We start from the raw sequence: 24,573 nt of genomic DNA on the forward strand, positions 1-24,573 counted from the left end.
TAATTAATTTACGGTGCTATTAATATGAATAAGAAGAGATAAGATTAATCTTGATGGCTGTTTTTGTTGCGGGGGATTTATTAACTGTCTTGCGGTAAATAAAGCTTCTGTTGATCAATCCAGCGAATAACCGAGGCGGGCAGCAAATTATCACAGGGAAGTCCGGCATGGCGACGCGTGCGGATTTCCGTGGCGGAAATGGGCCAGAGAGCGGTTTCCGCCAGGAAAACCGAACCGGCAGGTTGCTGATGCAGTTGAGATATATTTTTTGTCCGATGGCTATCCAGCCAGCGCTGCTGTTCTGGCGTTGCCATTTCTTCCGCATAGCCAGGGCGTTTACAGACCAGCAAATGGCAATAATCGAGCAGCTCCTGCCAGCGATGCCATTTATGTAGCGTCAGCAAAGAATCCTGGCCGATAATAAAACCTAGCGGCTGCTGCTTACCGCGTTCACGACGAATATCAATTAAGGTTTCAATCGTCCATGAAGGCGTCTGGCGATTAAGTTCGCGCTGGTCAATATTAAAAAGCGGATGGTCAGCTATCGCCAGTGAAATCATTTTCACCCGCTGAGCAGGGGAGGCTTCCGGCTGTGGACGATGCGGCGGCACGTTATTTGGCAGCAGCGTTACCTGCTGAAGATTAAGCTGCGCGGCCAGCGCTTCAACGGGACGAAGATGCCCAAAGTGAATGGGATCAAAGGTGCCGCCAAACAGGGCCTGTAGTGCTGGTGTTTCAGACATCGCAAAACGTCTCCGGGAAAGTCTGGCTACAGAGCAGCAGCGACAGGGTTTCCAGCTCTGCCCAGACGGTCTGGCCATAGTCTTGCTTCAGGCTAAGTTCGATGCGGGTAAGCAGACGAATCGCCTGTGCCAGCTGCTTTGCAGAAAGCCGCTGTAGTGCCTGGGTAAACAGCGGACGCCGGTTCTGCCAGACGCGCTGCTGGTCGAACAGCGTGCGCAAGGGGGTCTTGACCATTTGCCGCTGCAACGCCAGTAAAGTCAGCAGCTCTCTTTGCAGCGTACGCAGCAAGATGACCGGCTCGTTTTCTTCCGCTTTTATCTGCTGCAAAATATGCCGGGCGCGCTTGCTTTTGCCGGCCAGCAGCGCATCCACCCAGTGAAAAGGCGTAAAGTGAGCGGCATCGTTAACCGCCTGCTCCACTCTGGGCAACGTCAGCTTGCCGTCCGGCCAGAGCAGTGAAAGGCGCTCGAGCGCCTGCGACAGCGCCAGCAGGTTGCCCTCATAGCAGTAACACAGCAGCTGTACCGCCGCGTCGTCCACCACCAGCTTCATGCTTTTGGCTCGCGTTGTTACCCAACGAGGAAGCTGCGCCTGCTCCGGCGTCTGGCAAGGCACCAGCACCGCATCGGCGGAAAGGGCTTTAAACCAGGCGCTGTTTTCCTGCGCTTTGGTCAATTTGGGCGCGCGCAGCAGCAGCAGGATATCCTGATGCAGCAGCGTAGAAAGCATAAGCAGTCGCTCTGCTATCGCCACGTTAGGGCCGTTTTCCGGCAGCAGGAGCGTTAGCGTCTGTCGGCTGGCGAAGAGGCTGAGCGCCTGACAGGTAGAAAAAACGGCGTCCCAGTCGGTGTGTTGATCGACTGCGACGTTAAAATGTTCGATAAAGCCCTGTTGCTGTGCGCTGGCGCGCACGGCGTCCTGGGATTCCTGCAGCAGCAACGGCTCGTTGCCGCTCAGGATATAGCAGGCGCGCAGCCCCTCGCGGAGCTGCGCGGCAAGCTGTTCAGGATAGATCCTGATCATCTGGTGTAGGAGTTGTCAGGCAGGACAGAGCGCGGCGAAGTCTGATCGATAGCCGCTGGCGTACCGCCCAGGGTATCGATTGAACTGTCTTTCTCTGCCGCGTGCACGGTCAGCAGCTTACGTACCAGCTGTTGCGCTGCCTGAGTACGCATTTCGCTAATGATAATGTCCTGCTCGGAGTCTTTCGCCAGCGCGGCCAGCGGGTTATCGAAGAATGAACGATAAACCGTGGCGCTGAGCGGATAGATACCTTTATTTGGGATCAGTACCTGTGCGTTAACCGTCATCACCAGAGAGTACTCTGCGGTTTTACCGTCCTGGAAGATCGAAGCGGTATCACGTCCCTGCGTTTCCCCGCCCAGACGCAGCGAAGGTACATCTTTGCGCAGGCCTGGCTTTTCCAGAATGGTGACGTTGTTCAAACGCAGCTGCTCGCGAACGGCACGCGCCAGCGGTCCGTTCGGATCGCCCGTGTCCACAATCATCGTTTTCATTTCTGCCGGCACTGACGTGGTGCCGCGCAGATGATAGCCGCAGCCGGCGGTGAGCAGCGTTAGCCCAACCACCAGCAGAGAGATAATTTGTCGCACTCTTCCTCCTGACATTAACCTACAACCAGGTTAAGCAGCTTGCCTTGAACGTAAATCACTTTACGGATAGTCACGCCGTCCAGATATTTAGCCACCAGATGTTCCTGGGCAGCACGCGCCTGAACCTGCTCCTGGGTCGCATCCGCCGGGACGGTGATCTTACCGCGAACTTTGCCGTTTACCTGCACAACGACCAGCAGAGAATCTTCGACCATAGCCGCATCATCAGCTTGTGGCCAGGCAGCGTTATCCACTTCACCTTCGCCGTTCAACGCTTCCCACAGGGTAAAGCAGGCGTGCGGCGTAAACGGATAAAGCATGCGTACCACGGCCAGCAGCGCTTCGTGCATTAACGCGCGATCCTGCTCGCTTTCCTGTGGCGCACGCGCCAGCTTGTTCATCAGCTCCATAATTGCCGCAATCGCGGTATTAAAGGTCTGACGACGGCCAATATCGTCGGAAACTTTGGCAATGGTTTTGTGCAGATCGCGACGCAGCGACTTCTGTTCGTCGTTAAGGCTCTCTACGTCCAACGTGCCAGCCGGGCCTTTTGCCGTGTGTTCGAAGACCAGTTTCCATACGCGCTTCAGGAAGCGGTTAGCGCCTTCCACACCGGATTCCTGCCACTCCAGCGTCATTTCCGCCGGGGAAGCAAACATCATAAACAGACGGACGGTATCCGCGCCGTAGCGTTCAACCATAACCTGTGGGTCGATGCCGTTGTTTTTCGACTTCGACATTTTGCTCATGCCCGCGTAAACCAGCTCGTGGCCCGCTGCATCAGAGGCTTTCACGATACGGCCTTTCTCGTCACGCTCGACGGTGACGTCAACCGGAGAAACCCAGTTGCGTTCGCCGTTGGCGCCCAGATAGTAGAAGGCATCTGCCAGTACCATACCCTGGCACAGCAGGCGCTTAGCCGGCTCGTTTGACGTTACCAGGCCAGCGTCACGCAGCAGCTTGTGGAAGAAGCGGAAGTAGAGCAGGTGCATAATTGCATGCTCAATGCCGCCAACATACTGATCCACCGGCAGCCAGTAGTTTGCTGCAGCGGGATCCAGCATGCCTTTATCAAAGTCCGGGCAGGTATAGCGGGCGTAGTACCAGGAAGACTCCATAAAGGTGTCAAAGGTGTCGGTTTCACGCAGCGCAGGCTGGCCGTTAACGGTGGTTTTGGCCCACTCCGGGTCGGCTTTAATCGGGCTGGTGATGCCGTCCATGACTACGTCTTCCGGCAGGATCACCGGCAGCTGGTCTTCCGGCGTTGGCATGACCGTACCATCTTCCAGCGTCACCATTGGAATTGGCGCGCCCCAGTAACGCTGACGGGAAACCCCCCAGTCGCGCAGGCGATAGTTAACTTTACGTTCGCCAACACCCTTATCGGCCAGCGCCTGGGCAATGGCGTTAAAACCGGCTTCGTGATCCAGTCCGCTAAACTCGCCAGAGTTGAACAGGGTTCCTTTATCGGTCATCGCAGCGCTGCTGACGTCCGGCTCGCTGCCGTCCAGGTTCAGCACAACAGGTTTGATTTCCAGCTGATATTTTTGAGCGAATTCCCAGTCGCGCTGGTCGTGCGCCGGAACTGCCATTACCGCACCGGTGCCATATTCCATCAGAACAAAGTTAGCCACCCAAACCGGTACCTTGTCGCCCGTCAGCGGATGGACAGCAAACAGGCCGGTGGCCATGCCTTTCTTCTCCATCGTCGCCATTTCGGCTTCGGCAACTTTGGTGTTGCGGCATTCCGCTATAAAGTCCGCCAGCGCCGGATTGTTTACCGAGGCCTGAATAGCCAGCGGATGCCCGGCCGCTACCGCCAGGTAAGTCGCGCCCATAAACGTATCCGGACGCGTAGTGTAAACGGTCAGTTTTTCTTCGCTGGCGTCGACGTCAAAGGTAATCTCCACGCCTTCCGAACGGCCAATCCAGTTACGCTGCATGGTTTTGACCTGCTCGGGCCAGCTTTCCAGCGTATCCAGATCGTTTAACAGCTCATCGGCGTAGTCGGTGATTTTGACAAACCACTGTGGGATCTCTTTACGCTCAACCTGCGTGTCGCAGCGCCAGCAGCAGCCGTCGATAACCTGTTCGTTAGCCAGTACGGTCTGGTCGTGCGGGCACCAGTTAACGGCAGACGTTTTCTTATAAACCAGGCCTTTTTCATACAGTCGGGTAAAGAACCACTGCTCCCAGCGATAGTATTCCGGCTGGCAGGTAGCCAGCTCGCGGCTCCAGTCATAGCCAAACCCCAGCAGCTTAAGCTGGTTTTTCATGTAGGCGATGTTGTCGTAAGTCCACGGCGCAGGCGCGGTGTTGTTTTTTACCGCAGCGCCTTCCGCAGGCAGGCCGAAAGCATCCCAGCCAATTGGCTGCAGCACGTTTTTGCCCAGCATGCGCTGATAGCGCGAAATAACATCACCGATGGTGTAGTTACGCACGTGGCCCATATGTAGGCGGCCAGAAGGATAGGGCAGCATGGAGAGGCAGTAATACTTCTCTTTACCTTCCTCCTCGGTGACTTTAAAGGTTTGCTTCTCGTCCCAGTGTTGTTGCACACGGGATTCTATCTCTTCCGGGCGATATTGCTCTTGCATGGCAGCCAGTGGTCCTTTTTAAAGAGCGCCAGGCTCTTTTCGGGTTCGTTTAGATCCGCATAGCATAGCTGATTCGCCCCCGGCGCAACAACAGTAACCGCCCTGGCAGCGGGCATTTCTCTGCAAGCTGGAAGATGGCAGGCAAATTTTGCCGTCATCCCGCTGCAATAATGCGAACAGAGCTAAACTGAAGACAGCTTATATCGGGACCTTCAGGAGAAAAAATGAACAAGGTGGCTCAGTACTATCGTGAACTGGTTTCTTCTTTGACAGAGAGAATTAATAAAGGCGAGCATGATATTGATGCGCTGGTCGAAAGCGCCAGGCAGCGGATGAATAATCGCGGCGAGCTTACCCGTAGCCAGATAGATGATGTCACCCGGGCCGTACGACGAGATCTTGAAGAGTTCGCCCGCAGCTATACGGAAAATGAAGATGATGCTGGCGACAGCGTTTTTCTACGCGTGATCCGTCAAAGCGTCTGGAAGGAGCTGGCGGATATTACCGATAAAAGCCAGCTGGAATGGCGCGAGGTTTTCCAGGATCTTAACCATCATGGTGTTTATCAAAGTGGCGAGGTTGTCGGCCTGGGTAACCTGGTCTGCGAAAAATGCCGGTTTACCCGCGCCATCTATACGCCAGAAGCGCTGACGCGCTGTCCTGAATGCGGTAACGATCAGTTTCAGCGCGTGCCTTTCGAGCCTTAGGCGCGGCGGCAATACGGCACAGGGATAAAGGCGCAACGCGAGCGCCCGCTACAGTAGCGGCTGCCTGGCTATAAAGGGCAGCTATCCAGCCACAGCATTTTGTGCTGGCTAAAGCTAACCCGATAAGTTTTCAGCTTTGGCACTTTTATCCAGTTAGCCGCCGCATTTAACTTTTCAAAAAGAGCACCGGTCGTGTTTTCCATTATATAACAATCAGGAATCATCTTTTCTTTTACCAGCACGTCGGTGAATAAATAGGGGCCGGTAAAACATAATGTTGAAAAATATCGCATGTTTGTTTTGCCGTATCCCCAGGCGTTATCGTTCTTTATAGTAAAATTTTCTTTAATTGTGAGTAAAAGCTCCCTGACGATTTCCGATCCGGCGGGAGCCGCAAGAATGGCGTTGCCAATTTTATCGTTAATAAAGCCTTTTTCAGGGTATCTTTCCTGATTGCCGCCGATTAACAGGCCGGAAGGCGCGGTAATGTTTATCGGCAGCCTTTTGCTTTCAATTCTAAGATCGGTTTCGTCATCGATTTCGAACCTTTCTGTTGCTATCAGTTTTACATCAGCATCAAAATAAATACCGCCTTCAATATATAAAATTACCAGCCTGGCAATATCGCTGGCGCAGGCAAAGTTTGCATAGTATCCGTGAGACATGCGCAGAAAAAGGGAATGCAGAAAATTGGCGCTGTTACTTAATAAATTATCTTTATCGCTCATGTTTTTAAGCCGAGGAAAAACAGTGTTAATATTTTTTACCTGAAGACGACTGGAGGGAAATTCATATTGCCTCGCGGTTTTTCTGAGGAAGCCTATATCATCTGTCCAGATAATAATTTGATAGCTTTTATTAACCACGCTGTTGTGAATAATGTTACACATGTCCTTTAAAGATATTTCCGTTCCAATCCATATGTAATGAATTTTATGGGGTATCACTATGGCTTCTCCGGCTCGGTCAAGAAAGTAACTAATCTTACACGTAGCCCGGCATGCCGTTATCAAAAGCGTCTTAACGCTGTTTGGTTTCCTCTTTTTTGAAATGGTTAAGGAGTAAGCGTGCTAATAAAGGGCAGAGCATAGCGCTGCCCTTCGAGGGATTAGTGCAGGATTTTAGCCAGAAAGTCTTTTGCGCGATCGGACTGGGGATTGTTAAAGAACTCGTCCTTCGGCGAGTCTTCCACAATTTTCCCTTCATCCATAAAGATTACCCGGTTGGCGACCTTGCGGGCGAAGCCCATTTCATGGGTTACCACCATCATCGTCATGCCTTCATTGGCCAGTTCCACCATCACGTCCAGTACTTCATTAATCATTTCCGGATCGAGTGCGGAAGTAGGTTCGTCAAACAGCATGGCGACAGGATCCATACAGAGCGCGCGTGCAATAGCTACACGCTGCTGCTGGCCACCGGAAAGCTGGCCGGGATGCTTATTAGCATGGGCCGACAGGCCTACGCGCGCCAGCAGCTTGAGTCCTTTCTCCCGGGCTTCTTCCTTATTGCGCTTCAGGACTTTGACCTGCGCCAGCGTCAAATTTTCTACGATGGTTAAATGAGGAAACAGCTCAAAGTGCTGGAAAACCATGCCAACTTTGGAACGTAGCTGCGCCAGATTGGTTTTCTTATCGTTAACGGCGGTACCGTTAACGGCAATCGTGCCTTCCTGAACGGGTTCGAGGCCATTAACCGTTTTAATCAGCGTTGATTTACCGGAGCCGGAAGGGCCGCAAACCACCACTACTTCGCCTTTTTTCACTTCCGTAGAGCAGTCGGTCAGCACCTGAAAGTGACCATACCACTTTGAAACGTTTTTCAGGGTAATCATTTATACTGTCCTTTTTTTCTTCAAATAGCTGACCAACAGCGAAGCGCTAAGGCTGATAACAAAGTAAACCGCACCGGCAAACAGCACCATTTCGATTTCGGTGCCGTTATTGATGCCGATGGTGTCGGCGGTACGGAAGAAGTCGGCAAGGCTGAGCACGTAAACCAGCGAGGTATCCTGGAATAACACGATGCCCTGAGTAAGCAGGAGCGGTACCATCGCGCGGAACGCCTGCGGCAAAATAATCAGCTGCATGGCCTGCCACTGCGTCATGCCCAGCGCCAGCGCGGCGTTACCCTGACCGCGAGCGATACTGATAATCCCCGCGCGGATGATTTCCGCATAGTAAGCCGCCTCGAACAGAGCAAACGCCACCATTGCCGAGATCAGACGGATATCGGTTTTAGGTGAAACGCCCAGAACCTGCTGTAGAAAGCTGGGGACCACCAGGTAGAACCAGAGCAGCACCATGACCAGCGGAACAGAGCGGAACAGGTTGACGTAAAGTTTGGCGAACCAGCTAATCGGTTTGAAGCTGGACAGGCGCATTACGGCCAGTAAGGTGCCCCAGATGATGCCAAAGATGACCGCAATAACGGTGATTTTCAGTGTAATAACCATACCGTTAAGCAGATAAGGCAGGTTTGGAACAATCGTGCTCCAGTCAAATTCGTACATTATTTGCCCCCCATGCCGCCAGGCAAGCGTACTTTGCGTTCAACCAGGCTCATCAACAGCATTATCACAACGTTAATGGCGATATAGGCCAGCGTAATAGCGGTAAAAGATTCATAGGCGTGAGCCGAATAGTCCAGCAGCTTGCCGGCCTGCGCCGCCATATCGACCAGCCCGATAGTTGAAGCAATAGCGGAGTTTTTCACCAGGTTCAGCATTTCTGACGTCATCGGCGGTACGATAACCCGATAGGCGTTAGGCAAAAGCACGTAGCGGTAGGTTTGCGGCAGCGTCAGGCCCATTGCCAGTCCGGCGTTCTTTTGGCCGCGCGGCAGCGACTGAATAGCGGCGCGCACCTGCTCACAGACACGAGCCGCGGTGAATAACCCCAGGCAAAGCACGGAGCAGGTGAAAAACTGAATATTGGGATCCAGTTCTGATTTAAACCAGGTACTGATGCTTTCAGGCAGCAGCTCCGGCACAACCAGATACCAGATAAAAAACTGTACGATCAACGGTACGTTACGAAACAGTTCAACATAGCAGGTGCCGATAGCCGACAGCCAGCGCTCGGGCGCGGTTCGTAAAATGCCAAACAGCGAGCCAACAAAAAAAGCGATAATCCATGCGCAAACAGAAACGGCAATCGTGACCTGAAAGCCGGACCACAGCCACCCCAGGTAGGTCGTATTGCCAAAAGGGGCCTGCTGCAAAAAGATTCCCCAGTTCCAATCAATTGACATAAGTCACTCCGGTAGAAAAAGGGTAGCAGCGCTACCCTGTCGCACCTGTTTTCGTTATTAGTTCAGCGCCTTGTCATTCGGCGTTTTGAAGGTGGCTTTCATATCTTCAGAAAGCGCAAAGTTCATGTTGAGGTTTTTAGGCGGAATAGGCTGGGTAAACCACTTATCGAACCATTTGGTCGCTTCGCCCGAGGTTTGCGCTTTGGCGATGGTTTCATCCATCAGCTGCTTGAAGCCCGTGTCGCCTTTGCGCAACATGCAGCCATAGGCCTCTTTCGACTGCGGCGTACCGACGATGACCCAGTCATCCGGCTTCTTCGCCTTGGCGCGTTCGCCGGCCAGCAGCGCGTCATCCATCATAAAAGCAACGGCACGACCGCTTTCCAGCGTGCGGAATGAATCACCATGATCTTTAGCGCTGATAAGGCGCATTCCCATTTTTTGCTCGTCGTTCAGCTTATTCAGCAAAATTTCTGAAGTAGTGCCGGAAGTGACGACGACAGTTTTGCCTTTTAAGTCCGGGAAATCTTTAATCGGGCTGCCTTTTTTAACCAGCAGGCGGGTGCCGATAACAAAAATGGTGTCCGAGAACGCGGCCTGCTTCTGGCGCTCCGCGTTATTGGTCGTGGAGCCGCACTCAAAATCGTAGGTGCCGTTTTGCAGCAGCGGAATACGGTTCTGGGAGGTGATGGGCAGCATTTTCACCTGTAAATCCGGCTTGTTCAGCTTAGCTTTAATTGCCGCCACAATGGCGTTGGAATAGTCCTGTGAATAGCCCACAACTTTTTGCGAGTTATCGTAGTAGGAAAACGGCACGGAAGATTCCCGGTGTCCAACAACAATAACGCCGTTTTTAGCGATTTTATCCAGGGTTGTTTGCGGTGCGTCGTCTGCATAAGCGATAGCGGAGGACAGGCCAGCCAGTAAAAGACACAGCCCGGTTTTCCGAAATTTCATCTCCAACTCCTTCGTGGTAAAGCGCCATTACGGTGCGCTGTTTGTGATGGTGTGTTTGTCTTTGGCTTATTCTTTTAATACAGCGCAATTGCGCGCTGAACAGCCTTAACATAGCTGAATGTTAATGGTGTGAAACATTAAGATTTCAATTTTGCGAGGCCCGCCGCACCAAAAAGAGGCGTTATATTGCGCAATGCTTCACAACGGCGCAAAAGGCAGATTTTTATGGTGCATTTTCGGTTAATGACTGGCCCACATAAACAATTCAGCCCGTACGGGAAAGTATTTTGCAATCGTCATGCCAGGTTCTGAGGCAGAGCTTTGTACTAAGTAGCTTTTAAGAGGGGAGGGGTCCATTGGCGGATAAAAAAAGCGCCGATAACGGCGCCTGAAAGAAGAAAATGTTTTACGGGAATCGACGCCTGCGGCTACCGAGCACGGCGGCCGCGCCGAAAATCAGCGTAGCAATCCACACGCTCCAGTTACCGAAGCGGGCATAAGGCGTCAGGCCACGGGTTGGCGTAACGTCCGCAGCCAGTACGCCAGGCGCAAACTGGGGGATCATCTCTTCCGCGTCGCCGTCAGCATTGATCACTGCCGTCACGCCGTTATTGGTATCGCGCAGCAGCGGACGTCCCAGTTCAAGCGCTCGCATCCGCGCCATCTGAAAATGCTGCCACGGGCCGATTGAGTGGCCAAACCAGGCATCGTTAGAAATCGTCAGCAGGAAATCCGTATCCGGGCGGAAGTTGTCCCGCACCTGTTGTCCCAGCACGATTTCATAGCAGATAGCGGCCGTCAGTTTATAGCCGTTTACCTCCAGCTGAGGCTGTAAATAGGCCCCGCGGCTAAAGGAAGACATAGGCAAATCGAAAAACGGTGCCAGCGGGCGCAGAAGGGTTTCCAGCGGCACGAACTCGCCAAAAGGTACCAGATGGTTTTTCTGATAGCGATTACCGCTTTCGTAGCTGTAGGGCTTTTTATCGCCCAATACCACGATGGAGTTGTAGTCGTGATAGCGATTGTTTTCCAGCCGCGAGTCGACGATACCGGTGATCAGGCCGCTGTTCTGCGAGCGTAGTTCACGATCAATAGTTTGCAAAAAAGGCTGCTGGTTTGATTCCAGATCGGGAATAGCCGATTCGGGCCAGATAATCAGCGGCGCTTTGCCGACATAGGGACGGGTCAGGCCAGTGTAGGTTTTCAGCGTGTTAAGCAGCTGGTTGGCATCCCACTTCAGCGACTGGGGAATATTGCCCTGTACCAGCGCGACGTTAACCGTGCGTTCCGGCTGCAGCTGATACCAGCTGAGCATGCGCAGCGGCCACGGAAGCAGCAGCAACGCCAGCGCGCCCACTGCCGCAATCCACTGACGTCTGGCCGCGCTATAAACGATCAGGCCGGCAACAATTGTCAGCACAAAGGTAATGCCTTCCACGCCGACCAGCGGCCCCAGTCCTTTTAACGGGCCGTCAATCTGGCTGTAGCCAAACTGCAGCCAGGGAAAGCCGGTGAGGATCCAGCCGCGCAAAAACTCGGTGATTTGCCACAGCACGGGCGCGGCGAGCGTCAGCCGTAGCAGCGAGGTTTTGGGAAACAGACGGTTCAACAGTGCGGCAAACAGCATGGTATAAAGCGACAAATAAGCCGCCAGCAGGATCACCAAAAAGACGTTTACCGGGCCAGGCATGCCGCCAAAAGTGGCAATACTGACGTAAACCCAGTTGATGCCGCTGCCAAACAGGCCAAAGCCCCAGACGAAACCGATAGCGGTCGCCTGACGGGTGGTGCGGTTAAGCGTTAATGCCAGCAGTCCACAAAGCGCAATCAGCGCGGCGGGCCAGAAATCGTAAGGCGAAAACGCCAGGGTGCCAGAGGCACCCGTCAACAGCGCTAAAAGCAGGCGAACCCGCTGGCGCTGGTATAAAGAGGCAATAGCCATAGAGAGGTTATTCTTCCAGTATCGGTTGCGGCGAGTTTTCCGGAATTCTGACGTGAACCTGAATAATACGACGGCTGTCGGCCATGGCAATCTTAAACTGATAGCCTTCGATCTCAACGCTTTCACCGCGTGCCGGTAAATGGCCAAACGCCTGCATTACCAGCCCGCCAATCGTATCCACTTCTTCATCGCTAAACTGCGTTTCGAAAATTTCATTAAAGTCTTCGATTGGCGTCAGGGCGCGCAGCGTATAGGTATGACGGCTCAGCTGACGGATATCGCGATCTTCTTCGTCGTCATATTCGTCTTCGATTTCGCCGACAATCAGCTCCAGAATATCTTCGATAGTCACCAGACCGGAAACACCGCCAAACTCATCAATCACAATCGCCATGTGGTAGCGCTGCGAACGAAACTCTTTCAGCATGCGGTCGACACGCTTGCTTTCCGGAACCACGACGGCCGGACGCAACACTTTTTCAATGCTGAACGGGGCTGATTCGCTGCTCATAAACGGCAGCAAATCTTTTGCCATCAGAATGCCTTCAACGTGGTCCTTATCTTCGCTAATAACCGGAAAGCGAGAGTGGGCGGATTCAATGATCGTGTCCAGGCACTCGTCGAGCGACTGGTTACGCTTTAGCGTCACCATCTGTGAGCGCGGGATCATAATGTCGCGCACGCGCTGTTCCGCGATGTCCATGACCCCTTCGAGCATGTCGCGGGTATCCTGGTCGATCAGCTCGTTCTGCTCGGAATCACGGATCAGTTCCAGCAGGTCGTCACGGTTTTTGGGCTCACCATGAAACAGCTGGTTGAGGATAAGGGTGAAAAATCCCTTTTTACTACTGGGACTGTCGTTGTTCTGTGAATGGTCATCGCTCATGGCGTTTTTGTTTCTGTCACTCTTATTGAGATTAAGGGTGCCCCTTCCGGAAAGCGGGAAGGGACGCGGTTTACAAATCTTTCTCCGAAATGTACGGGTCGTCATAACCAAGAGCAAGCATTATCTCGGTCTCGATCGATTCCATCTCTTCGGCTTCGTCGTCTTCAATATGGTCATAGCCTAGCAAATGCAGACTGCCGTGCACCACCATGTGCGCCCAGTGTGCCAGCAGCGGCTTCTCCTGCTCTGCCGCTTCCTGTTCCACGACCTGGCGGCAAATAATCAAATCGCCCAGCAGCGGCAGCTCAATACCCGGCGGCGCTTCAAACGGAAACGACAGCACGTTAGTGGGCTTATCTTTGCTGCGGTAGGTGTGATTCAATTCACGGCTCTCGGCCTCATCGACCAGGCGAATCGTCACTTCACTCTCTTCCTGAAACTGCGGCAGCACCGCTTCCAGCCAGCGCTGAAAATCAGATTCTGCCGGTAATCCTGCCGGTTGTTCACATGCCAGCTGTAAATCCAGTATTACGGTACTCATTTAGGCTCCTGCGCGGCCTGCTGCATTGCCAGCGCCTCGCGTTTACGTTCTTCCGCCAGCGCATCGCGGCGTTTTTGGTCGGCTGCTTCCCATGCCTCATAGGCAATCACCACGCGGGCAACGACCGGATGACGCACCACGTCTTCACTGTGGAAGAAGTTAAAGCTGATCTCTTCCACTTCTGACAGCACTTCGATAGCGTGGCGCAGACCCGACTTCAGGTTGCGCGGCAGGTCAATCTGCGTCACGTCGCCGGTGATGACCGCTTTAGAGTTAAAGCCGATGCGGGTCAGGAACATTTTCATCTGTTCAATGGTGGTGTTCTGGCTTTCATCCAGGATGATAAACGCGTCGTTCAGCGTTCGGCCACGCATATAGGCCAGCGGCGCAACTTCAATAACGTTACGTTCGATAAGCTTTTCAACGCGTTCAAAACCCAGCATCTCAAACAGCGCGTCGTAAAGCGGACGGAGATAGGGGTCAACCTTCTGGCTGAGGTCGCCTGGCAGAAAGCCCAGCTTCTCGCCAGCCTCTACGGCCGGACGCGTCAGCAGGATACGACGGACTTCCTGACGCTCCAGCGCATCCACCGCTGCCGCCACCGCCAGATAGGTTTTCCCTGTCCCGGCAGGCCCAACGCCAAAGGTGATGTCGTGATCGAGCATGTTGGCGACGTACTGCGCCTGGTTTGGCGTACGCGGTTTGATTACGCCGCGTTTGGTCTTGATATTTACCGCTTTGCCATATTCCGGCACGCTGTCGGCTGACTGTTCCAGCACCCGGCTCTCTTTAATGGCCAGATGAATTTGCTCGGGATCGATATCGGGGATATGTCCACGCACGGGAGCCGTATCAACATACAGGTCGCGCAGAATGCGCGCGGCGGCATCCACGGTCAATGACTTGCCGACCAGCTTAAAGGCGTTATCGCGACGGTTGATCTCAATGCCTAACCGACGTTCCAGCTGCTTGATATTATCGTCAAACGGGCCGCACAGGCTCAGCAGACGGTGATTATCAGCAGGTTCTAAGGTTATTTCGCGTGTCTCAATATTCAAACTAATCCTTTGGGTCGCTCAGGGCCAGGTTGAGGATGGCGTTGTATCAGCTTGCCACGCGCTAAGAGCGTGACCGTAAGGGAATTATTTATGGCAGCGCAACAATGCGCAAGCACAGGAAGGGATATTTGGGCACTGCCTGCAGAAAGCAAGACGCGTTTTCACTATTAAAGCGGCGAACCTGTGAGGCTCGCCGCAGAAGCCAGATAACATCAAGGCTGGAACAGACCCACACCCAGCTCGTTCTCTTTACGCGTGCGCGCGATAACGGAAGCGGGCGTTTCACTGGTGCGCAGGCCCATCTGCTCTTCGGTACGGATGACTTTGCCGCGCAGAGAGTTGGTGTAGACATCGACGATTTCTACATCGACAAATTTACCAATCATCTCCGGCGTGCCTTCGAAGTTAACCACACGGTTGTTTTCAGTGCGGCCTGAAAGCTCCATCACGTTTTTACGCGAGGTACCTTCCACCAGAATACGCTGCACGGTGCCTACCATGCGGCGGCTCCACGCCATCGCCTGCTGGTTAATGCGATCCTGGAGGATCCACAGGCGCTGCTTTTTCTCTTCTTCCGGTACGTCGTCCGGCAAGTCGGCGGCTGGCGTGCCCGGGCGTGCAGAATAGATAAAGCTATAGCTGGTGTCGAAATTGACCTCGCCAATCAGCTTCATGGTCTGCTCAAAATCCTGCTGGGTTTCGCCCGGGAAGCCAATAATAAAGTCCGAGCTTATCTGGATATCCGGACGGGCCGCGCGCAGTTTGCGAATAATCGCTTTATATTCCAGGGCGGTATGTGCGCGTTTCATCAGCGTCAGAATACGGTCGGCACCGCTCTGTACCGGCAGATGCAGGAAGCTGACCAGCTCCGGCGTATCGCGATAGACTTCAATGATATCGTCAGTAAACTCGATCGGATGGCTGGTGGTAAAGCGAATGCGGTCAATGCCGTCGATGGCGGCAACCAGGCGCAGCAGGTCAGCAAAGGTGCACAGCTCGCCGTCAAAGGTTTCGCCGCGATAGGCGTTAACGTTTTGGCCCAGCAGATTAACTTCACGTACGCCTTGTGCCGCCAGCTGAGCGATTTCAAACAGAATGTCGTCGCAAGGGCGGCTGACTTCTTCTCCACGGGTATAAGGCACCACGCAGAACGTACAGTACTTATTACACCCTTCCATAATCGAAACGAAGGCCGACGGGCCATCTGCTTTCGGTTCTGGCAGGCGGTCAAATTTTTCGATTTCCGGGAAGCTGATGTCGACAATCGGGCTTTTAGAACCGCGCACGGTATTGATCATTTCCGGCAGGCGGTGCAGCGTCTGCGGGCCAAAAACGATATCGACAAAATTCGCGCGCTGGCGAATATGATCGCCTTCCTGCGACGCTACACAGCCGCCTACGCCGATGACTACATCGGGATTGCGATCTTTCAGCGTTTTCCAACGTCCAAGCTGATGGAAAACTTTTTCCTGGGCCTTTTCACGGATGGAGCAGGTGTTGAGCAGCAGCACGTCGGCTTCTTCCGCTACTTCCGTCAGAGAATAGCCGTGAGTGCTGTTTAACAGGTCGGCCATTTTGGATGAGTCGTACTCATTCATCTGACAGCCCCAGGTTTTGATATACAGTTTTTTCGTCATCTGGTTGCCATTTGTCATGCAGGAGGTAATGCAGGAGGCGTATTGTAAAGCTTTGCCGCTGTGGTGACCAGCGCCCTGCCGTTTTCTCAACAGCTGCTAAAAATCCGGTACACTAAGGTTAACAGAATTAGCTCGTCAGACGTCCACTGGACAGGAAAATATGATGACAGAAATAATGCAAAAATGGGATGTCGCTATTGTCGGTGGCGGAATGGTGGGCGCGGCGCTGGCAAGCGGACTGGCGACGCAGGGATTTAAGGTAACGGTGCTGGAAAAACAGATCCCAGCCGAATTCAACGATCGGAGCGAGCCGGATATCAGAATTTCTGCCCTGGGCGCTTCTTCGGTTGACCTGTTGAAGCAGCTGGAGGTCTGGCCGGGCATCCAGGCTATGCGCTGCACGCCGTACCGCAAGCTGGAAACCTGGGAGTGGCAAACGGCGAACGTCAGCTTCGATGCGGCGTCACTTGGTTTGCCCGAGCTGGGTTATATGGTCGAAAACAGCATCCTGCAAAGAGCGCTCTGGGAGCGGCTACAGCAGCAGGAGGTATTGCTGACGGCACCGGCAAAGCTAAAAACGCTGCATTCCTGTAACGGCGGCTGGCAGTTAACGCTGGAAAATGGCGATAAGCTGAACGCCAGGCTGGTGATAGGGGCCGACGGCGCGAATTCTCAGGTACGGCAGCTGGCGGGCATAGGAATACGTGGCTGGAACTATGCTCAATCCTGCATGTTAATCAGCGTGCGCTGCGAGCACGATGCGGGAGACTGCACCTGGCAGCATTTTACGCCAGCAGGGCCAAGAGCATTTCTGCCGCTGTCTGACGGCTGGGCTTCTCTGGTGTGGTATGACAGCCCGGCACGCATTCGTCAGCTACAGGCGATGAATATGGCGCAGCTCTCTGCCGAGATAAAAACGCATTTTCCGGCGCGATTAGGCAAAGTAACGCCGGTTGCTGCGGGATCTTTCCCGCTGGTTCGCCGCCATGCCACCCGCTACGTTTTGCCAGGCCTGGCGCTGGTGGGCGATGCAGCCCATACCATTAACCCACTGGCGGGGCAGGGCGTTAATCTCGGCTATCGCGACGTGGATGCATTAATCGATATCCTTAGCGCCTCACGGGAGCGGGCAGAAGATTGGGCTGCAGAAAGAGTTTTGCTGCGTTATCAGCGTTCCCGGCAGAAAGATAATCTGCTGATGCAGAGCGGTATGGATCTTTTCTATTTTGCTTTCAGTACCCAGGCCGCGCCTTTACGCATTTTACGCAATATAGGGTTGATGGCCGCTGAACGTTCTGGCGTGTTAAAACGTCAGGCGCTGCGTTACGCGTTGGGATTATAGGCAGTGGTGTGACATCCACAGTTGTAAGCTGTCCTGGCGTCTCTGTGCGCCAGCATGGCACTTAACGGAATAGCTTCTCTTTTAGCTGGCGCATCGTCGTATCCGGATAGCTTTTGCTTTAGCAAGCGCACCGCTATAAGAAGTTGCGTTTCACCAGGCGACAGACGTAAAAAAGCCCGCTTGCGCGGGCTTCTTTACTTATTGGCTGGGGTGCAGGGATTCGAACCCCGGAATGCTGGTATCAGAAACCAGTGCCTTACCGCTTGGCGACACCCCAATTTCTTGGGTGCGATCCGTTTGCACAGATCGTCTTTTTTATGGCTGGGGTGCAGGGATTCGAACCCCGGAATGCTGGTATCAGAAACCAGTGCCTTACCGCTTGGCGACACCCCAATAAAATTGGTGGCTACTACGGGAATCGAACCTGTGACCCCAGCATTATGAGTGCTGTGCTCTAACCAGCTGAGCTAAGTAGCCTAATTTTACTGCGTTACAACTATACAACATTCTGACTGGCTGGGATACCTGGATTCGAACCAGGGAATGCCGGTATCAAAAACCGGTGCCTTACCGCTTGGCGATATCCCAATGTCCGTAAACAAGTCACTAACCATCAGAAAAACTGGCTGGGGTACCTGGATTCGAACCAGGGAATGCCGGTATCAAAAACCGGTGCCTTACCGCTTGGCGATACCCCATCCGTGCATTGCGATGAAAATGGTGCGGGAGGCGAGACTTGAACTCGCACACCTTGCGGCGCCAGAACCTAAATCTGGTGCGTCTACCAATTTCGCCACTCCCGCAAAAAAAGATGGTGGCTACTACGGGAATCGAACCTGTGACCCCAGCATTATGAGTGCTGTGCTCTAACCAGCTGAGCTAAGTAGCCATCTTTTTTCACGTCACCTTCATCGGCGTTGCGGGGCGCATTATGCTAAGTTGACCTGAAAGCGTCAACAAGTTTTTTCCCGTTTTTTTGCTGAAATGATTCGTTTGTCTGGCTTATAACCAGTATGGCGACTAAATCAGCAAAACTTGCCCTTTTAACGCGTTTTTTTAAACAACAACGGGCCGCTGGCGACCCGTTTTGTGAATAAAAGCCGTAAGTTATTTATAAGCGGACTGGTGGACGCCAACGGCGCGACCGGAAGGATCGTCCATTGTTTTAAACGCCTCATCCCACTCGATAGCCTTGGCAGAAGAGCAGGCAACGGATGGACCACCCGGCACGCATTCTGCTGCGCTTGGCACAGGGAACAGCTCTTCAAAGATTTCCCGGTACAGATAACCTTCTTTAGAAGAAGGCGTGTTGTATGGGAAACGGAAATGCGCCGTTTGCAGCTGCTGATCGCTAACCTGCTTCGCCGCGACTTCTTTCAGCGTATCGATCCAGCTGTAGCCTACGCCGTCAGAGAACTGCTCTTTCTGGCGCCAGGCCACGCTTTCCGGTAAATAAGAGGAGAAGCATTCACGCAGGATATGCTTTTCCATCTTGCCGTTAGCGCCGCACATTTTGTCCGCCGGGTTAATACGCATCGCCACATCGAGGAATTTTTTATCCAGGAAGGGCACGCGGGCTTCAACGCCCCAGGCAGACATCGCTTTGTTAGCGCGCGCGCAGTCAAACATATGTAAAGCCAGCAGCTTACGTACGTTCTCTTCGTGGAATTCTTTAGCGTTCGGCGCCTTGTGGAAATAGAGATAGCCGCCAAAGACTTCATCCGCGCCTTCTCCGGACAGCACCATCTTAATACCCATCGCTTTGATCTTACGCGACATTAAATACATCGGCGTAGAAGCACGGATCGTGGTCACGTCGTAGGTTTCAATGTGGTAAATCACATCGCGAATCGCATCCAGACCTTCCTGCACGGTAAAGTGGATTTCATGGTGTACCGTACCCAGATGGTCAGCCACGGATTTCGCTGCTTTCAGATCGGGGGAACCTTCCAGGCCTACCGCGAAAGAGTGCAGCTGTGGCCACCATGCTTCGCTCTTATCCTGATCTTCTATACGCTTAGCCGCGAATTTTTTGGTCACGGCAGAAATAATAGAGGAGTCCAGTCCGCCAGACAGCAGCACGCCGTACGGCACGTCCGACATCAGATGGCTTTTAACAGCCTCTTCCAGCGCGTCTTTCAGCGCGGCAGCGTCGGTTTTGTTATCTTCAACCGCTTCATAGCTGAACCAGTCACGCTGCCAGTAACGGCGAATTTCGCCATCGGTGCTGGAAAGATAGCTTCCCGGCGGGAATTCTTTAATTGATTTGCACACCGGCACCAGCGCTTTCATTTCTGAAGCAACAAACAGGTTGCCATGTTCATCGTTGCCCATATACAGGGGAATGATGCCGATATGGTCGCGGCCAACCAGATAAGTGTTTTTTACGCTGTCATACAGAATAAAGGCGAACATACCCTGCAGGTCGTCCAGAAAATCTACGCCCTTTTCCTGATAAAGCGCCAGAATAACTTCACAATCGGATTCGGTCTGGAACTCGTAGCGGCCGCTCAACTCTGCACGCAGCGCCTGATGGTTATAAATTTCACCGTTTACCGCCAGCACGTGGGTATGGGCTGCGTTATAGAGAGGCTGTGCGCCGTTGTTAACGTCGACAATTGACAGACGCTCGTGGGCCAGAATTGCGTTATCGCCCGCGTAAACACCTGACCAGTCCGGGCCACGGTGACGCATTAAACGAGAAAGCTCTAACGCTTTCTTACGCAGTTCAACAGGATCGCTTTTAAGATCCAACACGCCAAAAATAGAACACATAGCTAACTCCCTAATGGCATACCGCAACGGTAGTAATGATGAAAACAGAAACCGAGTGGCGAATTGTTCGCCCGATAGATAAGAAAATGCGCCAGATTGCGTGACCATGCAACTCTTTTAGCGTTTCGCTGCTAAATTACCTGTTTCATAGCCTTAAATATTGATGATTATTTATTTTTAACGCCTTTTTATTGATGAATCTTCAATGAAGGCTGAATTACGGCTAAATTTTATACAGGGCCAAAAGATTAAAAAGCCCGACGCGCTGGTCGGGCTGAGGATTTAAATAATGTCGATGTCCGCCACGGAGGGAAAAACCCAGCTGGGGCGGAAAGGCATGGCGTCTATATCGCTTAACGTCGACACGCCGGACAGCACCAGGATAGTTTCCAGCCCCGCCTGAAAGCCCGCCAGGATATCGGTACGCAGGTTATCACCGACAATCACCGTTTCTTCCGAGTGCGCCTGCATTTTATTTAGCGCGGCGCGCATGATCCACGGGCTGGGCTTGCCGACATAAAAAGGTGTTCTGCCCGATATCTTTTCAATACCCGCGCACAGCGCGCCGCAGGCCGGGACGAAACCGCGCGCGTGCGTGTCCGGGTTGGTAGCAATAAAGCGTGCGCCGTTGGCAACGAAATACGCGGCTTTATGCATCATGTCCCAGTTAAAGGAACGCGTCTCGCCAACGATAACAAAGTCGGGGTTGATATCCGTGATGGTAAACCCGGCTTTATAGAGTTCATGCACCAGTGCGCCTTCACCTACCACATAAGCCTTTTTGCCTTCCTGACGACGCAGGAAATCTGCCGTAGCCATCGCGGAGGTATAAAAAACGCTTTCCGGTAAATCGATACCGGCAGAGGAAAAGCGGTTAGCAAGATCCATCGAGGTCTGTGAAGGGTAGTTAGTCAGCACCACCAGCGGCATACCTTTATCCAGAATCCGCTGTAGAAATTCGTTGGCACCGGGCACGGCCGTATTGTCGTGCATCAGCACGCCGTCAATATCGCAGATGACGTTTTTAATCGTCGTTTTTTCACTGTCGTTCAGGGTCAGAGCGCTCATTAACGTTAGCTTTCCAGTAAATGTTGCAACAAGATGCCATTCAGCATAGCGCGTTTAGCTAGCGCAAAGGCGCCTATAGCCGAACGGTGATCGATCTCAGAGCGCAATACCGGCAGGTTTTTGCGAAAGGCTTTCAACGCCTGAGTGTTAATGCAGCCTTCAATGGCAGGCAGGAGAACTTTATCCGCTTCGGTTATCTCACCGGCAATAACTACTTTTTGCGGATTAAATAAATTGATGGCAATGGCGATGGCTTTACCCAGGTGGCGGCCAACGTATTCAATCACTTCCGCTGCCAGCGCATCGCCACGATTTGCAGCCTTGCAGATTTTAGGCATCTGGCAGTCGTCCAGCGTCAACGAACTCGGGTAGCCCTGCTTAAGCAGGTGGCGCACGCGATTCTCAATGGCGCTGTTAGCGGCAATGGTTTCCAGACAGCCAAAATTGCCGCAGTGACAGCGTTCCCCCAGCGGATCAACCTGAATATGGCCCAGTTCGCCAACGTTGCCGTTGCTGCCAAGGAAAATATGGCCGTTAGTGATAATGCCCGCGCCTGTTCCGCGATGAACCCGCACCAGGATAGAATCCGCGCAGTCGCGGGATGCACCAAAGTAGTGCTCGGCCAGCGCCAGGCTGCGGATATCGTGACCGACAAAGCTGGTGACGTTAAAGCGTTTCTGGAGATTAGCCACCAGCGGCCAGTGCTGTACGGCGATATGCGGCATATAACGGATAACGCCGTTATTGGGATCGACAAGGCCCGGCAGGATGACGGCGATAGCGATTAATTCACGTAGCTTGCGCTGATGCTGTTCGCAAAAGCCGGCAATAGCGTTAAAAAGCGCGTGCTCCAGCGTTTCCTGCGTGCGCTCCGGCAGGGCATAATCCTCCTGCGCCAGCACTTTACCGCTAAGATCGAACAGATTTAGCGTGGCGTCGTTGCGGCCCAGTCGAACGCCGATAGTGTTAAAACCACGCGTTTCGGCAACGATAGAAATGGCGCGACGGCCTCCGGTGGAGGCCTGCTGGTCGACTTCTTTTATCAGCCCGCGCTCAATCATCTGGCGGGTGATTTTAGTCACGCTGGCTGGCGCTAACTGGCTGTGCTCAGCAATTTGAATGCGCGATATCGGACCCTGCTGGTCGATAAGGCGGTAGACGGCCGCGCTGTTTAGCTGTTTAACAAGATCCACATTTCCTATTTGAGCCTGGCCGCCAGTGGTCATTCAGTTTCTACTCGCTTAAGACTTTGTCACCATTAACGAAAGTCTGGATTATTTGATAGTCACGGGTGAAAACCGTCAGGTTGGCCACTTTTCCGGCGGTGACTGAACCTAACTTATCCTCCACACCCATAGCACGGGCTGGGTAGAGCGTTGCCATTCTGAGCGCCTCATCCAGCGCAATGCCTGCATGTTCGACGCTGTTCGCCACAGCTTCGATCATGGTTAGCGCAGAGCCGCTGAGCGTGCCGTTCTCGTCAACGCAAAGTCCATCCCGATAGTATATTGTTTTTCCAGCGAAAATGAACCGATCAATGGTCGCACCAGCTGGCGCGGTGGCGTCGGTAACCAGCACCAGCTTATCGCCCTTAATGCGCTTTGCATTACGGATGTTAACGTAATCAACGTGTAAACCATCGGCGATAATGCCGCAATAAACGTCAGGTGAGTCGAATAAAGTGCCGATAAGCCCCGGTTCGCGGCCCGTTAAGGCAGGCATCGCATTATAAAGATGGGTGGCAAAGCTGATTCCGGCAGAAAGGCCTTTGCGCGCTTCGGCGCTGGTGGCGTGCGAGTGACCCGCAGAGATAACAATACCGGCATTGCGTAACTGACGGATAACCGCAGCGTCAACCTGCTCGGGAGCCAGCGTTATCTTGGCGATGACGTCACTATTCTCACAAAGAAAATCGACCAGCGCCTTATCTGGCGAACGAATTAATGCGGCATCATGCGTCCCTTTTTTTAAAGGATTTAACCACGGCCCCTCAAGATGCAGACCCAGCGCCTGATTCGCGTTCTGCGCCAGGTAAGCGCGCATTACCTCTACCGCGCGCTTCATTAACTCGTCGGTACTGGTAATAAGAGTAGGCAGAAAACTGGTGCAGCCAGATTTTTCGTTAGCTTTCTGCATAGTGTGCAGGGTAGCGACGCTAAGGGCCTCAAGACTGTCATTAAACTGCACGCCGCCGCAGCCGTTAAGCTGTAAATCGATAAAGCCGGGAGCAATAAACGCGCCGTCAACGCGCTGCAAAGTGATACCAGCAGGCAACTCTTCCAGCCTGCAAACCTGGTCAATCAAGCCATCGCGGATCACTACGGCATGATTATCCAGAATTTCGTAGCCGGTAAAAATACGGCCATGAGTTAAAGCAAACATAATATTCTCCCGGCGTTACCGGCCCGGCGGCCGGTAACGTTGTGCAGATGAGTTACAGATTTTCCATGTTTTCCGCTTCGATTTCGCGGAAATATCTGACTGTTTTAACCTTAAGCTCCATCGTCGCGGGTTCATCACAGACGACGATGGATTTCGCATGCAGCTGTAAACAGCTGATAGTCCACATATGGTTCACGTTGCCTTCTACCGCCGCCTGGAGCGCCAGCGCTTTAACGTGACCCGTGACCAGAATCATAACTTCTTCCGCATCCAGCAGCGTTCCTACACCCACCGTCAGGGCATACTTCGGCACCTGATTTACGTCGCCATCAAAAAAGCGCGAGTTAGCCACGCGCGTCTCATGCGTGAGCGTTTTAATACGCGTACGGGATGCAAGAGAGGAGGCCGGTTCGTTAAAGGCGATATGCCCGTCGTTGCCAACGCCTCCCATAAACAGGTGGATTTTACCCAATGCACGGATTTTCTCTTCATACTGGCGACATTCTGCGTCAATATCTGGCGCGTTGCCATTCAGAAGATTGATGTTTTCGCGTTGAATATCAACGTGGTCAAAAAAGTTACGATACATAAAGCTGTGGTAGCTTTCCGGATGCTCTTTCGGCAGGCCAACATATTCGTCCATATTGAACGTAACCACATGCTTAAAGCTTACCTGGCCCGCTTTATGCATCTCAACGAGATGACGATAGGCTTCCAGCGGCGTGCCGCCGGTAGGCAGACCCAGTACGAAAGGACGTTCAGCGGTAGGCTGGAAGGCGTTAATACGATTGACGATGTGACGGGCGGCCCATTTACCGACCTGGTTTGGTGTTGAAAGCGGGATCAGTCTCATGTTTTACCTCATATAAGCGATATCTGGAAAGCTATCTGCGGCGCGCGTGGGGCTACTATAAGCGTAACCTGTTGCCACCGGGCACCGCGAAAAAGAAAAACTTTGTTTTTTTTCAGGATAAAATAAGTTGTGGGCTATAGCCAGTATAACCCAAATAAATTGTGCCTCATTAATGATGGGTATCACAAAAACAACGGTTTTAATTTGCGTGGCGAATTA

The 24,573-nt window shown here is 53.0% G+C and carries 21 protein-coding genes and 7 tRNA genes; 2 read left to right on the forward strand and 26 right to left on the reverse strand.

Features of this window, described 5'->3' with window-relative positions; genetic code table 11:
- Positions 1-80 precede the first annotated feature (80 nt).
- From nadD to leuS, 4 genes are read right to left on the reverse strand one after another with little or no spacing between them, the layout of a single operon-like run.
- Positions 81-743 (reverse strand): nicotinate-nucleotide adenylyltransferase, encoded by a 663-nt coding sequence (gene nadD, locus KUE00_RS18545; protein WP_246761472.1) that lies wholly within the window; start codon positions 741-743, stop codon positions 81-83.
- A complete protein-coding gene (gene holA / locus KUE00_RS18550) occupies positions 736-1,767 on the reverse strand; it encodes a DNA polymerase III subunit delta (RefSeq protein ID WP_246761473.1) in 1,032 nt (343 codons plus the stop codon). The genes nadD and holA overlap by 8 nt, the downstream gene beginning before the upstream one ends.
- A complete protein-coding gene (gene lptE, locus KUE00_RS18555) occupies positions 1,764-2,357 on the reverse strand; it encodes an LPS assembly lipoprotein LptE (protein WP_246761474.1) in 594 nt (197 codons plus the stop codon). The genes holA and lptE overlap by 4 nt, the downstream gene beginning before the upstream one ends.
- Before the next feature lie 14 nt (positions 2,358-2,371).
- Positions 2,372-4,954: a leucine--tRNA ligase gene (gene leuS, locus KUE00_RS18560; RefSeq protein ID WP_246761475.1), complete on the reverse strand. Its 2,583-nt coding sequence runs from the start codon at positions 4,952-4,954 to the stop codon at positions 2,372-2,374.
- Between the two features lie 224 nt (positions 4,955-5,178).
- Here leuS and KUE00_RS18565 point away from each other — a divergent pair, with 224 nt between their 5' ends.
- Positions 5,179-5,661 (forward strand): zinc ribbon-containing protein, encoded by a 483-nt coding sequence (locus KUE00_RS18565; protein ID WP_246761476.1) that lies wholly within the window; start codon positions 5,179-5,181, stop codon positions 5,659-5,661.
- A gap of 68 nt (positions 5,662-5,729) precedes the next feature.
- Here KUE00_RS18565 and KUE00_RS18570 read toward each other — a convergent pair whose 3' ends face one another.
- From KUE00_RS18570 to miaB, 10 genes are all read right to left on the reverse strand, one after another.
- Positions 5,730-6,551, reverse strand: coding sequence for a glycosyltransferase (locus KUE00_RS18570; RefSeq protein WP_246761477.1), 822 nt, complete (start codon positions 6,549-6,551; stop codon positions 5,730-5,732).
- Between the two features lie 218 nt (positions 6,552-6,769).
- Complete coding sequence (locus KUE00_RS18575) at positions 6,770-7,495, reverse strand: amino acid ABC transporter ATP-binding protein (RefSeq protein ID WP_246761478.1); 726 nt, start codon at positions 7,493-7,495, stop codon at positions 6,770-6,772.
- The gene (gene gltK / locus KUE00_RS18580; protein WP_246761479.1) at positions 7,496-8,173 is read right to left on the reverse strand and encodes a glutamate/aspartate ABC transporter permease GltK; all 678 of its coding nucleotides are present in this window, start codon (positions 8,171-8,173) and stop codon (positions 7,496-7,498) included. It lies immediately after the preceding gene.
- Complete coding sequence (locus KUE00_RS18585) at positions 8,173-8,913, reverse strand: amino acid ABC transporter permease (RefSeq protein WP_246761480.1); 741 nt, start codon at positions 8,911-8,913, stop codon at positions 8,173-8,175. The genes gltK and KUE00_RS18585 overlap by 1 nt, the downstream gene beginning before the upstream one ends.
- A 57-nt stretch (positions 8,914-8,970) precedes the next feature.
- Positions 8,971-9,870 (reverse strand): amino acid ABC transporter substrate-binding protein, encoded by a 900-nt coding sequence (locus tag KUE00_RS18590; protein WP_246761481.1) that lies wholly within the window; start codon positions 9,868-9,870, stop codon positions 8,971-8,973.
- 406 nt (positions 9,871-10,276) lie between these two features.
- The gene (gene lnt / locus KUE00_RS18595; RefSeq protein ID WP_246761482.1) at positions 10,277-11,812 is read right to left on the reverse strand and encodes an apolipoprotein N-acyltransferase; all 1,536 of its coding nucleotides are present in this window, start codon (positions 11,810-11,812) and stop codon (positions 10,277-10,279) included.
- A 7-nt stretch (positions 11,813-11,819) separates the two neighbouring features.
- Complete coding sequence (gene corC, locus KUE00_RS18600) at positions 11,820-12,698, reverse strand: CNNM family magnesium/cobalt transport protein CorC (RefSeq protein WP_246761483.1); 879 nt, start codon at positions 12,696-12,698, stop codon at positions 11,820-11,822.
- 70 nt (positions 12,699-12,768) lie between these two features.
- Positions 12,769-13,239, reverse strand: coding sequence for an rRNA maturation RNase YbeY (gene ybeY, locus KUE00_RS18605; protein ID WP_246761484.1), 471 nt, complete (start codon positions 13,237-13,239; stop codon positions 12,769-12,771).
- Positions 13,236-14,297 carry a PhoH family protein gene (locus KUE00_RS18610; protein WP_246761485.1) on the reverse strand — a complete coding sequence of 354 codons (1,062 nt, stop codon included), beginning with the start codon at positions 14,295-14,297 and terminating at the stop codon, positions 13,236-13,238. Before KUE00_RS18610 ends, ybeY begins: the two co-directional genes overlap by 4 nt.
- A 212-nt stretch (positions 14,298-14,509) precedes the next feature.
- Positions 14,510-15,934, reverse strand: coding sequence for a tRNA (N6-isopentenyl adenosine(37)-C2)-methylthiotransferase MiaB (gene miaB / locus KUE00_RS18615; protein WP_246761486.1), 1,425 nt, complete (start codon positions 15,932-15,934; stop codon positions 14,510-14,512).
- Positions 15,935-16,097: 163 nt separating this feature from the next.
- Here miaB and ubiF point away from each other — a divergent pair, with 163 nt between their 5' ends.
- On the forward strand, positions 16,098-17,276 hold the full coding sequence (gene ubiF / locus KUE00_RS18620; protein WP_246761487.1) for a 3-demethoxyubiquinol 3-hydroxylase: 1,179 nt from the start codon (positions 16,098-16,100) through the stop codon (positions 17,274-17,276).
- A gap of 202 nt (positions 17,277-17,478) precedes the next feature.
- On the opposite strand, the gene KUE00_RS18625 is transcribed toward ubiF, so the two are convergent.
- The 12 genes from KUE00_RS18625 to nagB form a co-directional block, all read right to left on the reverse strand.
- Positions 17,479-17,553 (reverse strand) — tRNA-Gln (locus KUE00_RS18625).
- 41 nt (positions 17,554-17,594) lie between these two features.
- Positions 17,595-17,669 (reverse strand) — tRNA-Gln (locus KUE00_RS18630).
- 7 nt (positions 17,670-17,676) lie between these two features.
- Positions 17,677-17,753: transfer RNA gene (locus KUE00_RS18635), tRNA-Met, on the reverse strand.
- A 36-nt stretch (positions 17,754-17,789) separates the two neighbouring features.
- Positions 17,790-17,864: transfer RNA gene (locus KUE00_RS18640), tRNA-Gln, on the reverse strand.
- A gap of 35 nt (positions 17,865-17,899) precedes the next feature.
- Positions 17,900-17,974 (reverse strand) — tRNA-Gln (locus tag KUE00_RS18645).
- A gap of 20 nt (positions 17,975-17,994) precedes the next feature.
- Positions 17,995-18,079 (reverse strand) — tRNA-Leu (locus KUE00_RS18650).
- Positions 18,080-18,088: 9 nt separating this feature from the next.
- A tRNA-Met gene (locus tag KUE00_RS18655) sits at positions 18,089-18,165 on the reverse strand.
- A 218-nt stretch (positions 18,166-18,383) separates the two neighbouring features.
- Entirely contained in the window at positions 18,384-20,051 is a 1,668-nt protein-coding gene (gene asnB / locus KUE00_RS18660; protein ID WP_246761488.1) for an asparagine synthase B, read from the reverse strand.
- A 282-nt stretch (positions 20,052-20,333) separates the two neighbouring features.
- Entirely contained in the window at positions 20,334-21,119 is a 786-nt protein-coding gene (locus tag KUE00_RS18665) for an HAD-IIA family hydrolase (RefSeq protein WP_246761489.1), read from the reverse strand.
- A gap of 5 nt (positions 21,120-21,124) precedes the next feature.
- A complete protein-coding gene (nagC, locus tag KUE00_RS18670; protein WP_246761490.1) occupies positions 21,125-22,345 on the reverse strand; it encodes a DNA-binding transcriptional regulator NagC in 1,221 nt (406 codons plus the stop codon).
- Positions 22,346-22,352: 7 nt separating this feature from the next.
- Positions 22,353-23,501, reverse strand: coding sequence for an N-acetylglucosamine-6-phosphate deacetylase (gene nagA, locus KUE00_RS18675; protein WP_246761491.1), 1,149 nt, complete (start codon positions 23,499-23,501; stop codon positions 22,353-22,355).
- Positions 23,502-23,553: 52 nt separating this feature from the next.
- Positions 23,554-24,354: a glucosamine-6-phosphate deaminase gene (nagB, locus tag KUE00_RS18680; protein WP_246761492.1), complete on the reverse strand. Its 801-nt coding sequence runs from the start codon at positions 24,352-24,354 to the stop codon at positions 23,554-23,556.
- Positions 24,355-24,573 lie beyond the last annotated feature (219 nt).

Origin of the sequence: Erwinia phyllosphaerae (genome assembly GCF_019132875.1) — a bacterium.
GTDB lineage: Bacteria > Pseudomonadota > Gammaproteobacteria > Enterobacterales > Enterobacteriaceae > Erwinia > Erwinia phyllosphaerae.